This window comes from Dermatophilus sp. B7861-1, from assembly GCF_058996045.1.
Map to the genome: position 1 here is coordinate 1693036 of NZ_CM180082.1, position 12176 is coordinate 1705211.

The 12176-nt window shown below is 61.3% G+C and carries 12 protein-coding genes and 1 riboswitch; all 12 genes read right to left on the reverse strand.

The features are described from left to right. Window positions 1–143, reverse strand: a riboswitch (FMN riboswitch). Between the two features lie 43 nt (window positions 144–186). After that, window positions 187–855, reverse strand: coding sequence for a nucleoside/nucleotide kinase family protein (locus tag AC2T9U_RS07505; RefSeq protein WP_493695694.1), 669 nt, complete (start codon window positions 853–855; stop codon window positions 187–189). Beyond that, the gene (gene rpe / locus AC2T9U_RS07510) at window positions 855–1514 is read right to left on the reverse strand and encodes a ribulose-phosphate 3-epimerase (protein WP_208303205.1); all 660 of its coding nucleotides are present in this window, start codon (window positions 1512–1514) and stop codon (window positions 855–857) included. The genes AC2T9U_RS07505 and rpe overlap by 1 nt, the downstream gene beginning before the upstream one ends. 82 nt (window positions 1515–1596) lie before the next feature. Continuing rightward, window positions 1597–3177 (reverse strand): RsmB/NOP family class I SAM-dependent RNA methyltransferase, encoded by a 1581-nt coding sequence (locus tag AC2T9U_RS07515; RefSeq protein WP_493695695.1) that lies wholly within the window; start codon window positions 3175–3177, stop codon window positions 1597–1599. Beyond that, a complete protein-coding gene (gene fmt, locus AC2T9U_RS07520; RefSeq protein WP_115029804.1) occupies window positions 3174–4118 on the reverse strand; it encodes a methionyl-tRNA formyltransferase in 945 nt (314 codons plus the stop codon). Before fmt ends, AC2T9U_RS07515 begins: the two co-directional genes overlap by 4 nt. Window positions 4119–4242: 124 nt before the next feature. After that, window positions 4243–6357 carry a primosomal protein N' gene (locus tag AC2T9U_RS07525; RefSeq protein ID WP_493695696.1) on the reverse strand — a complete coding sequence of 705 codons (2115 nt, stop codon included), beginning with the start codon at window positions 6355–6357 and terminating at the stop codon, window positions 4243–4245. 208 nt (window positions 6358–6565) lie between these two features. Continuing rightward, window positions 6566–7786 (reverse strand): methionine adenosyltransferase, encoded by a 1221-nt coding sequence (gene metK, locus AC2T9U_RS07530; protein ID WP_208303202.1) that lies wholly within the window; start codon window positions 7784–7786, stop codon window positions 6566–6568. Window positions 7787–7945: 159 nt separating this feature from the next. Beyond that, the gene (coaBC, locus tag AC2T9U_RS07535) at window positions 7946–9277 is read right to left on the reverse strand and encodes a bifunctional phosphopantothenoylcysteine decarboxylase/phosphopantothenate--cysteine ligase CoaBC (RefSeq protein ID WP_493696943.1); all 1332 of its coding nucleotides are present in this window, start codon (window positions 9275–9277) and stop codon (window positions 7946–7948) included. Between the two features lie 151 nt (window positions 9278–9428). Further along, window positions 9429–9692: a DNA-directed RNA polymerase subunit omega gene (rpoZ, locus tag AC2T9U_RS07540; protein ID WP_028327958.1), complete on the reverse strand. Its 264-nt coding sequence runs from the start codon at window positions 9690–9692 to the stop codon at window positions 9429–9431. A gap of 103 nt (window positions 9693–9795) precedes the next feature. Beyond that, window positions 9796–10353, reverse strand: coding sequence for a guanylate kinase (gmk, locus tag AC2T9U_RS07545; protein WP_208303201.1), 558 nt, complete (start codon window positions 10351–10353; stop codon window positions 9796–9798). A 1-nt stretch (window position 10354) separates the two neighbouring features. Then, the gene (gene mihF, locus AC2T9U_RS07550) at window positions 10355–10672 is read right to left on the reverse strand and encodes an integration host factor, actinobacterial type (RefSeq protein WP_028327960.1); all 318 of its coding nucleotides are present in this window, start codon (window positions 10670–10672) and stop codon (window positions 10355–10357) included. 253 nt (window positions 10673–10925) lie between these two features. Continuing rightward, window positions 10926–11273, reverse strand: a complete 348-nt coding sequence (locus tag AC2T9U_RS07555) for a chorismate mutase (protein WP_115029798.1) — start codon at window positions 11271–11273, stop codon at window positions 10926–10928. 1 nt (window position 11274) lies between these two features. Continuing rightward, window positions 11275–12141, reverse strand: coding sequence for an orotidine-5'-phosphate decarboxylase (gene pyrF, locus AC2T9U_RS07560; protein WP_493695697.1), 867 nt, complete (start codon window positions 12139–12141; stop codon window positions 11275–11277). Window positions 12142–12176 lie beyond the last annotated feature (35 nt).

Here is a 12176-nt window from a genome sequence, read left to right on the forward strand (position 1 = left end):
GCACGCACTGCCTCCCATCCGGACTTTCACCGTCGGCTCTGGAATTTCACCAGATCGGCCAAGACCCTGCACACAGAGTGCAGAAACTCGGTTCGCGGGCTTTCACCGCCGGCTCGGAATTACACCGACCCCGGAGCACGTACAAATCACACTATCCCACCACCCACCCAGCCACACCCCACCCACTCAACAAACAGTGCACTCCCAACCCCGCACATCCACCACCAAATCCGCCCGATCCCGCGTAGCCGCAACCAACACCGCGTTCTGCGCATCCACCCCACGAGTCGCCCGCTCTAACGCCGCCTCAGCAGAACGACCATGCAACTGATGCCGCTGCACCAACCGCTGCACCCGCACCGACTCATCCCCCTGCACAAACCACACCTCATCCAACAAACCACGCACCTTCGCCCACGCCCCCGAATCCAACAACAAGTAATTCCCCTCCGTCACCAAAAACGACACCGACGCCGGCACCCCCACCGCACCCGCAACCCCGTTATGCAACGCCCGCTCATACACCGGAGCCCACACCACCTCCTCATCACGAGCACGCAACCGCCGCAACAAATTCACATACCCCTCAGCATCAAACGTCTCCGGCGCCCCCTTACGACCCACATCACCACGAGCCGCGAGCACCTCATGCGCCAGATGAAAACCATCCATCCCGCACAACGCAGCATCCACATCACCCCACAGCGACTCCATCAACGCCCGCGCAAACGTGGACTTCCCCACCCCCGGCGGCCCCACCAAACCCAACACAAAACGCTCACCACTAGCCGAAGCCCCCAAACCCAACCGGCACGCCCGAGCCAACGCCTCCTCAACCCCCACAACCTCAGGCATCAGACATGCCTGTGCTTGTTAGCCAACGCGCGCAACTCATCCACCGCCGAAGCCGCAGACTCCGCCCCATACACGGCAGAACCAGCCACAAAAACATCCGCGCCCGCCTCAGCACACTGCTCAATCGTCGACGCCGACACACCACCATCGACCTGCACCCAAATATCGCCACCATGACGACGCACAGCCTCACGCACCTGCGCCACCTTCGGCATCATGTCAGCCATAAACTTCTGGCCACCAAAACCAGGCTCAACCGTCATCACCAGCACCATGTCCAGCTCCGGCAACAAATCCTCATACGGACCAAAATCCGTACCCGGCTTAATCGCCATCGACGCCCGCGCACCCGCAGCACGAATAGCGCGCGCCAACGTCACCGGATCAGCAGCAGCCTCCGCATGAAACGTCACACTCTGCGCACCGGCCTGCGCGAACTGCGGCGCCCACCGATCCGGATCCTCAATCATCAAATGACAATCCAACGGAACAGGAGTCACCTTCAACAACGACTCCACAATGGGCAACCCCAACGTCAAATTCGGGACGAAATGGTTATCCATCACATCCACATGCGCCCAATCAGCATTCGCAATCGCCTGCAACTCCGAAGCCAAATGAGCAAAATCCGCGGACAAAATACTCGGTGAAATCTGCACAAATCCACGATAGAACCCCCACCCCCAAGGCTCCATCGCTCGCGCAACCGCTCAGATCACACAACCACCACCATCAACACCCTCACCCAGCAACATCACCCACCCGCAGCAACGCCAAAAACATTGCATCCGTGCCATGCACATGCGGCCACAACTGCACATACGGTGCCGCACCCAACCCCCGAATCTGCTCACCATCAGCGCCACGCACCCACTGCTGAGCATCCAACACAGACACATGCGCATTCCGACCCAGCGCACCCTGCACCACATCCACCGTCTCCACCGGATGCGGACTACACGTCACATACGCCACCACACCCCCCGCACGCGTGGCAGCAATCGCTGAATCCAACAACTGTCCCTGCAACTGCGCCAACTCCGCCACATCCCGCGGAGCACGCCGCCACCGCGCCTCCGGACGGCGCCGCAACGCACCCAACCCCGTACACGGGGCATCCACCAACACCCGATCAAACCCACCAGGCTCCTCCACACCCAAAGAACGCCCATCACCAACACCAACAAACACCTCAGCGCCAGCATCCTGCGCAGCCGAGACCGCCTGCTCCACCAACTCAGCTCGATGCTCACTCACCTCATTAGCGAACACCGCCACATCACCCGGATACCCAATCGATAACGCAGCCAACAAGCCCGCCTTACCGCCAGGACCAGCACACATATCCAGCCAACGCTCACCACCACCGGCAACTGGATCCACCGGAACCCCTACCAACGCCGGAGGCAGCAACACCGACCCAGGATCCTGCACCGCCGCACGCCCAGAACGCACCGCCGCAATACGACCAGGGTCACCACCATCAAGAACAACCGAATACGCAGACAACGGCAACGGCTTACCCCCGGCCTCCACCAACTCCTGCACATCAGCCAAACCAGGGCGCGCCACCAAAGCCACCTTCGCCCCAGCATTATCAGCCTCCAGCAGCTCCACCAACGCCTGCTGAACAGTCTCCCGACCACCTGCCTCATCCCCAGCATCCACACCAGAGACACTTCCATGAGCAATCAGCGCAGCCCGCAACGCACGCACCACCCACGCCGGATGCGAATACAACACCGCCAACCGCTCAGCCTCATCCGCCACCCCCTCAACAACACGCTCGCACCACTGCTCCCGCGAGCGCTCACTAACCCGCCGCAACACCGCATTAGCGAACTTGCTCGCTCCCACACCGACCTCGCCACGCACCAGCGCAACCGTCTCATCGACTGCCGCATGCACTGGGACACGCATGTCAAGAATCTGGTGCACTCCCAAACGCAACGCAGCCAAGACATCCGCGTCCACCTCCTCAACACGACGACTACCCGCCACGCTGATCACCGCGTCATAAAACCCCCGCATCCGCGTAGTGCCGTAGACAAGCTCCGTGACAAACGCGTAGTCCTGCCGATGCAGCGTTGCTCGACGTAGCCGCGCCGGAAGGTCCAGGTTCGCGTACGCCCCTTCATCGATGGCGCGCATCGCCTGGAAAGCCACCGAACGTGCTTTATCGCCATGACGAGACCGTTGCGAAGGGCGCTGCGCAGAACGACGCGAGGCATCATTGACCCGGGCGCGCCCCCCGTACCTCACTCGCCCTCGTCCTTCAAAGCCCCGATCCCCGTTCCTGCCCTGACCACGCGCGTCACTCATCGTCCTACCAACTCCCCATCCTCGATACGGACGCCGCGCGCCCAGTCACTGGCCACCATCATTTTCTTTCCAGCTGGCTGAACCCGCTGCAGCTCAACAACTCCATCGCCAGTCACCACATGGACTGATCTCTTGCTCACCACAAGCCGCCCCGGTTCGGCTCCTTCGGGAATTTCGACAGCGCCAGGGGCCGCGACCTGCATCTGTCCCACCCTCAAACGGACACCACGGAACAAGGTCCACGCCCCAGGGGTAGGTGTGCAGCCCCGTGCCCGACGGTCCAGGTCGATGGCGCTGACTGACCAGTCCAGTCGCGCATCTTCGTGTGAGAGTTTGGTGGCGTAACTGACGCCTTCCTCTGGTTGCGGGACAGGCGTGGCTGTTCCTGCCTCGATGGCATCGAGGCAGGACACCAGTAGAGCAGCTCCCTCCTGAGCAAGACGCTCCAGCAGTTCACCGGAAGTTTCATGTTCCCCGATCTGCGTAGTCAGCGTGTCGATGACTGGCCCTGTATCCAAGCCTTCTTCGAGGAGGAAGGTGCTGGCTCCGGTGACGGTGTCTCCTGCGATGATGGCTTGCTGCACCGGGGCGGCTCCGCGCCATGCTGGCAGCAGTGAGAAGTGCAGATTTACCCAGCCATGTGTGGGGATGGAAAGCACTTCCGGTGGGATAAGGCCCCCGAAAGCGACCACGGGGGCTGCGTCTGGGGCGAGATCACGCATGCGGGAAACGAACTCGGGTTCTGAAGGAGTGGCAGGCGTCAGTACTTCGATACCGGCAGCTTCAGCGACTTCCCGCACTGGACTGGGGCGGAGTCTTTTCCCCCTACCTGCGGCGGCATCAGGGCGGGTGACAACGGCGAGGATTTCGTGACCAGATTCCAAGAGTGCCTGGAGTGAAGGCACTGCCACTTCAGGCGTGCCAGCGAAGACAAGTCGCATCAAATTCCTGCTTTCCTGCTGTGTTTCTACGGGGTGCGGCACGCTGTTGGGTCGCGTCGTGTGTTGTTGGTGGCGGTCAGGTCGATCGCTCAGTCTACGGGGGTTGTGTTCGATGCTTCGCCGCTCAGGCCAGGGTTTCGAGGTCAGCATCCCCAACGCGAACACGTACCTGTGGTTCCTGTCTGGCTGCTCGAGTGGCGCGCATCGCAGCCAAGAGGACAGCCAGACGCTCTCGATGCTCGAGGTCGCAAGTTACTAGGGCAACTGCGGGTCGTTCCGAGACGGGAGTGTCTTCATCTTTGCTCTCGCCCGTGGCTAACAGGGCGGGGCCAAAAACGCGGGCATTAGTGTCACGGAGGTCTGTTTGCATGGTGTTTAACGCATCAGTGAGGGCACCGTAGTTGCCGGTGAGTTTGGCTGGCCACATGAGCGGAGGCAGGTCCAGGCCGCAGCGGTCGGCTAGTTCTCTACTGGAAAACCATTCCGGCGCCCAGCGCACGAAAGCTTCTACTGGAGTTAGTGCAGTGCTGTCGGGAACGCCTGCGAGTATGACGCGCCCCCCTCGGCTGCGTGGCCGGGTGAGTGCTGCGGCGCTCATCCATCGGGATAGCGCTTCTTCACCGACGTCGAGGCAGGCATGCCCAAGTGCGGACCATGCGTCGAGGATGATGGTGGCTGCGTAACCACCATCAACAGCTGGTTCGGCTCCTGGTGTTGCGACAACCAAGGCTGGAGTGGGGGGTACTGAGTCTTTTATGTCTGCTCCGACGGAGAATCGAACGGGCACGCCGGGGAACGCTAGGCCAAGTTCTTCAGCGGTGCGTTCACTGCCGATGACAGTGGCCCGTAGTCGAAAGCCGTGGCAGTCCGGGCATTGGTATCGCGGCACTGTCGTGGCGCACCAGCGGCAGGTGGGCGGCGCGTCAGCGGTGGGAAAAGACAGCGGCCCGTGGCAGTCGGGGCAGCGGGCAGGCAGCGCGCATGAGGTGCATCGGATGGACGGGACGTATCCGCGTCGCGGGACGTGAACTAGGACGGGGCCGTGTGCCAGTGCTGCTTTAGCAGCACGCCAGGCTAGTGAGGGGATGCGGGCGTGGGCTCCGGGGCCGTAGCGCTCTTCTTGTGCATGTTCACCGGCGATGGTGATGGGGGCGGCTCGGTGGCGGCGCTGGGTGGGGTCTTCACTGATGGGGTGGATCCATCCGTCATCGATCCAGGCTTGGGTATGGGTTGTGCGTGTCCAGCCGCCAACGAACAGGGCGCAGTTGTTGAGTTCGCGGCGGGTGCGGAGGATGTCGCGCACGTGCGGGTAGGGAGCATGTGGTTCGGCTAGGCAGTGGTCACCGTCGGACCACCATGCAACGAGTCCGAGGTTGGTTACGGGGGCGAAAGCTGCTGCGCGGGTGCCGACTACGCAGCGGACGTGGCCGCGGAGTACTTTCAGCCAGGCCGTGTATCGGGCTGATGGGCCTTGACTTGCGGTGAGGCATACGTGCTGGTCTGGCCCGAGAACGGCGGTTAGGGCGGTGTCCAGGGTGGCGACGTCACGGTGGTCTGGGGCAACGATGAGGGCCCCGCGACCGGAGTTGAGTGTGGCGGCGGCCAGGTGCGCGAACGCGTATGGCCAGTCTTCGTCATGTGGTAGGCCAGGTGAGGCGACCCAGGCCGCTGCAGGGTTGTCGCCTTCGCGTAGGTGCCGCAGTAAATGCTCTCCCGCTGGATAGTGCTGCCATGGTTGGCTGGTAGGTGGCGGTAACGGGGCAAGGTCGTTTGGTCTTGTCAGGGGCAGGTCGCGTTCTGCGGTGGCATGGCGGGGTGGGATCGCTAGACGTAGGACGTCGTCAAGTGTGCCTGCGTGGGCGTGGGCTATCTTTTGGGCGAGTGTGAGGATTTCAGGGGTGAGGACCTGTTCACTGCCTACTACACGGCGGATGAGAGAGAAGCTGCCGTGATGATCGCTGGTGTCTGTGCGTTCGATGAGGAATCCGTTGAGTTCTCGGCCGGAGAAGGGAACGCACACTCGTACACCTGGTTGGGCACTGTGGTCCATCGTTGCTGGAACGAGATAGTCGAAGGTTTGGTCTAGTTGCGGTAGGCCAAGGCTGACGACGACGCGAGCGACTGGATTTTCAGGCGCAAGGGGAACGCCCCCGTGGGTCTTTTTAGTGACTGTGACCGGCCCGGTGTCCAGGTCCAGGCCCATGTGAAGCAGATCTGGGGCTGCGTCTTCGCTGGCCATAAACACCCCCTTCGGTCACATCGGCATGGTTGTGGGTGTTATCTCGTTTTTACCGCATTGCACTGTCAGTGTTGCCCTCTGCTGGGTTGTGCACCGTCACAAAACCTGGAGGGTGTGCGCGGGAGCCGGTGGCTGACGCGTCGCGTGCTGGCCACCGGCTCCCGGCGTTGTTTGGTGCCCGGTTTAGGCGGGCTGTGCGGCGAAAAGGTCAGCCGCGGATGACGCGCTGAAGCTCTTCGACGCGGTTGGTCTTTTCCCAGGTGAAGGGGTTGTCGACGCCATCAGCGGTGGTACGACCGAAGTGACCGTAGGCGGCGGTGGCCTGGTAGATCGGGCGCAGGAGGTCCAGCTGCTCGACGATGGCGGCCGGGCGCAGGTCGAACACGGAGGTGATCGCAGCTTGGATCTTCTCAACCGGGACCGTTTCGGTACCGAAGCACTCCACGTAAAGGCCGACCGGCTGAGCCTTACCGATGGCGTAGGCGGTCTGAACCTCGCAGCGCTTGGCCAGGCCAGCGGCAACAACGTTCTTGGCGACCCAGCGGGTGGCGTATGCGGCGGAGCGGTCAACCTTCGACGGGTCTTTACCGGAGAAGGCGCCACCACCGTGGCGGGCCATGCCGCCGTAGGTGTCGACGATGATCTTGCGGCCGGTCAGGCCAGCGTCACCCATGGGGCCACCAACAACGAACTTGCCGGTGGGGTTCACCAGGGTGCGGTAGTCCGAGCAGTCCAGGTTTACGCCGGAGTCAGCCAGTTCAGCCAGGACGGGCTGGATGACGTTTGCTTCGATCTCGGGCTGGAGCTGTTTCTCGAGGTCGATGTCTTCGGCGTGCTGGCTGGAAACAACAACGGTGTCCAGGCTGATGGCTTTGTCGCCGTCGTAGTCGATGGTGACCTGGGTTTTGCCGTCGGGGCGCAGGTACTCCATCTTGCCGGACTTGCGGACGTCGGTGAGGCGCTCAGCCAGACGGTGCGCGAGGAAGATCGGCAGCGGCATGAGCTCGGGGGTGTCATCGCAGGCGTAACCGAACATCAAGCCCTGGTCGCCAGCGCCCTGACGGTCGAAGGGGTCTTCGCCACCGCTGGTGCGGGTCTCGTAGGCGGTGTCGACACCCTGAGCGATGTCGGCGCTCTGCTCGCCGATAGAGATCTCTACGCCACAGCTTTTACCGTCGAAACCTTTGACGGAGGAGTCGTAGCCGATGCCCAAAACGGTGCGGCGAACCAAGTTGGGGATGTCGACGTAGCCGCTGGTGGCTACCTCTCCTGCGACGTGCACGAGACCGGTTGTGACCATGGTCTCAACCGCCACGCGAGCGCGGGGGTCTTGCTCGAGCATGGCGTCGAGGATGGAGTCGCTGATCTGGTCGCAGATCTTGTCGGGGTGTCCCTCGGTGACGGACTCGGACGTGAACAGTCGAGACACGAATGCTCTCCTTGCTGCCACCGGCTCTCCGGCGGCGTCGATTGCGCCTGGAAGTTGTCGTCGGTTGACGGCCGAACGGCGATGGCTGGCCGTACCGTACCGCATAAGAGCGGGTGTGGGACCTGGCCCTCGCGGCGGTCGAACGTCGCTGTTTCGAGTTTACGGCTGGTTCAGGATCTCACGGACCCGAGCCCAGACAGCGTGAGCTATCTCGTGTTTATCAGCGGGTCCGATAGTAACGACACCGGTTGAGTCCGGGGCGAGCAGATGCACTGTGGAACTGTCTTTCCCGAACGTGAGATTGTGTCCCACTTCGTTAGCCACGAGAAGGTCCACGCCTTTACGGCGGAGTTTGGCGCGGGCGTAATCCACAACTGTGCCTTCGCTGTCACCTGTCTCTGCAGCGAATCCCACCAGGAGAGGTCCGGTTCGGCGAGAACGCCTTTCGGCGACGAGTCCAGCCAAGATGTCAGGGTTGCGTACGAGCTCGATGGTGGGCGCATCGGGCGTTTGCGCGGCGGGGTCAGTCTCATCGGTTTTCTTAATTTTCGTCTCAGAGATGGAACGCGGCCGGAAGTCAGCGACTGCTGCTGCCATTACCACGACGTCGATCGGGTTATCGACTCCATGCGCAACGTCGCCCCCAGAGGCTTCATCAACCCCGAAAGTGCACCCCAAGACAGCCTCTTGCATCTGTGCAGCCGACTCGACAGAAATGACGCGTGCCCCATCTGGATCAGGCAGTGCCACATTCGCTGCCACCACAGTGACCTGCGCACCTAGGCGCACAGCGACCTCCGCCAGGGCATACCCCTGCTTTCCGCTACTGCGGTTACCGATAAAACGCACCGGGTCGATCGCTTCCCTGGTGCCGCCCGCTGTCACCAGGACATGCAGCCCAGCAAGCAACGGCTGCTGTTTCTGCTCAGCTGCCGATTCAGCCCCCTCAAGGACCTCTAGCGCCGCGGCATAGATGTCTTCTGGGTCTGGCAGACGTCCTTTACCTGTGTCTTTACCTGTGAGTCGACCACTAGCCGGATCAAGCACATGCACCCCTCGGGAGCGCAAGGTGTTCACATTCGCAGTCGTTGCTGGATGCTCCCACATCTCTGTATGCATGGCTGGGGCCATCACAACGGGGCCCGAAGCAGTGAGTAAAACGTTAGTCAGCAGGTCATCGGCCATGCCGTGCGCGGCGCGCGCCAAGAGGTCAGCCGTAGCTGGGGCCACCACCACCAGATCAGCGCGTTGCCCCAGTAGCACGTGCCGCACTTGCTCCACCGAATCCCACACCTGCGAGGACACCGGGTTTCCTGACAGGGCTGACCATGTTGGCTCTCCCACGAACCGCAGTGCCGAATCTGTCGGCACTACCGTCACATTGAAACCAGACTCAGTGAATAGGCGAAGCAACAAAGCTGCCTTATATGCAGCAACTCCCCCACCTACCCCGAGCACTACGCGCCGGCCAGCACCAACATTGCTGTCCATACCAGTCACCAATTCCTCTTTGCCCCGCATCCCATGTTCTCAACGCAACACTGTGCACCCACAGCACAGACGTCAAAAGGCGCGCCTCTCATCAGAGAAGCGCGCCTTTAGACGTTCCACGTTCCTCGCGACGAACGGTTCGTTCGACCGCTCAGGCCTCGACCGGAGTCGACGTCAGCAGACCTTCGTTAATCTCACGCAAAGCCACTGACAGCGGCTTTTCACGGACCTCGGTTTCGACCAGCGGACCCACGTACTCCAGCAGCCCCTCAGAGAGCTGGCTGTAGTAGGCATTGATCTGACGTGCACGCTTGGATGCATAAATGACCAGAGAGTACTTGCTCTCCGCCACATCCAGCAGATCGTCGATGGGCGGGTTGGTGATACCGATTGGATCGGCAACGGTGCCTGCCACGCAGTGTCCTTTCATCGCTGATGGGGCCAACTCGAGCGCACGGTGGCCGCTCATCAAAAGTTGACCGTGAAGATCACGCACGCCTGAGAAGGGCGCGTCGGAATCAGGGATCGATCAATGATACGAGTTCTGCAGCCGCTCGCTCGACCGTGTCGTTGACAATCGACACATCAAACTCGCTGCGCGCTGCCAACTCGACCCTTGCTGTAGCGAGTCGGGCTTCCTGTTCGGCTGGAGATTCAGTGCCGCGCCCCACAAGACGAGCAACAAGCTCATCCCAGCTCGGCGGCTCCAGAAAAACAAACAACGCATCTGGCATCGTGGCGCGCACCTGGCGCGCACCTTGCAAATCGATCTCCAACAGCATCGGCCGACCAGCATCGAGGGCTTCCTCAACTGGCCCCCGCAGGGTTCCGTAGCTTGCCTGACCGTGCACCACCGCCCACTCGAGGAACTCCCCATCCTCGACTCGAGCGGCGAAATCCTCTTGATCGAGGAAGTGGTAGTGAACGCCGTCCACCTCGCCCTCACGCGGAGGGCGGGTGGTGGCGGAAACCGAAAGCAGAATCTCAGGGTGATGCTCGCGGATATAGGCCGCGATGGTGCCCTTACCTACTGCTGTCGGCCCCGCCAAAACGACGAGACGCCGCCTGTCTGACACCTCAGCTCTCGCCGAAGCGGTCCAGCAGGGCCGTGACCTGGTTGGCGCCAAGTCCACGGACGCGACGGGTTTCAGAAATGCCGATCTCTTCCATGATCTGCTTGGCGCGCACACGCCCGACTCCAGGCATGGACTCGAGCAGAGCGGAAACCTTCATCTTGCCGATGATCTCGTTGGTCTGCCCCTCCTTAATAACCTCGGTCAGGGACCCCTGAGAGCTCTTCAGGCGGTGCTTAACTTCGGCGCGCTCCCGGCGGGCCTCTGCGGCCTTCTCGAGTGCTGCGGCGCGCTGCTCGGGGGTGAGCTGGGGTAGAGCCACGTGTCTCTCCTCGACTGAAGCCCCCACCGTTCATCAGGTGAGGGGTGATTTGTCATTGACTGGCACTGCGGAGTCTGTGACCGGCTCCGGCGCGATTGTATGCAAATTTTGTACATACAATCCCATGTGCGGAAAGCCTTCCGGTCGGATTTCCCCAAACCGAGCGACTTCACACCCGCACAAGGCTGTCTATCACAAGGAAACTTATCGACGCCCCGCGACCTGCGCAAGGAGATAAGCCATCTAGACCCCCTCACGCCTCACCTGCGGCGATGGCTTTATGGTGCCGAATGACCTCATCAACGACGAAAGTGAGGAATTTCTCAGCAAAACCTGGGTCTAACTTGGCAGCCACAGCCAAGGCCCTCAACCGCTCTATCTGCACTTTCTCCCGCTCTGGATCAGCAGGAGGAAGGTTGAAATCGGCTTTGAGAACACCTACCCGCTGCGTGCACTTAAATCGCTCTGCCAGCAAATACATAATCGCCGCATCAATATTGTCAATCGAATGGCGAATCTCGAGCAGCTCAGGAGGGAGCCCCTCACCGTCAGCAGCAGGACCAACAGGTTCACTCGCGGCAGAACACGACTCCTGGGTCATCTCACTGCGCCCGCAACGTCTCAGCAAGCTCCTCAGCGGTCGCAATAGCTTTGCTGCGCAAAGCTTTCACATCAGAGCCTACAGAGAGCACACCGCGGCTGGAATTAGCCAACACATTCGGACAAGCTGCACCAAACACCCGCTGCACATCTACACCAGTAGCCCCCTGTGCCCCGATACCAGGAGCCAAAATCGGAGCATTCGCCGCAGCTAAATCAATGCCCAAATCGGCAACAGCGTTACCGACCGTGGCACCAACAACCAAACCAACTCGACCCAATTCACCACAGTCACGCGCCGCGGCATTATCGGCAGCAGCACCAGTAACAATGGCACCAGCAACACTGTGATCAGCAGTACTGGCATGCTGCACCGACTTACCTTCCGGGTTCGAAGTCAACGCCAACACGATCACTCCCCGACCGGTCTGCTCAGCCAAATCCAGCGCAGGACGCAGTGACTCGTACCCCAAGTACGGGCTGACCGTCACCGCATCAGCCCGCAACGAAGATTGTTCACCCAGATACGCCTGGGCATATCCAGCCATCGTCGACCCAATATCGCCACGCTTGACATCGAGAATCGACAACGTCCCCGCCTGGCGCAAGCCAGCCAAAGTGTCTTCCAGAACGGCAACACCTGCACTACCGAACCGTTCGAAAAACGCAGACTGGGGCTTAACCGCAGCGACGTAACCACCAAAAGCCTCAACGCACGTCGCGGCAAAAACCTCCAACCCGTGCACATCATCGCTCAGGCCCCATTTCTCTAGGAGCCCCGGATGCGGATCAATACCGACACACAACGGGCCGTACTGTTTCATTGCTGCGCGCAAGCGCACGCCAAAAGAAGCGGTGGTGCTCATCATTTACTCTCCGGGGCAGATAGGGCTCAGATAGGCAG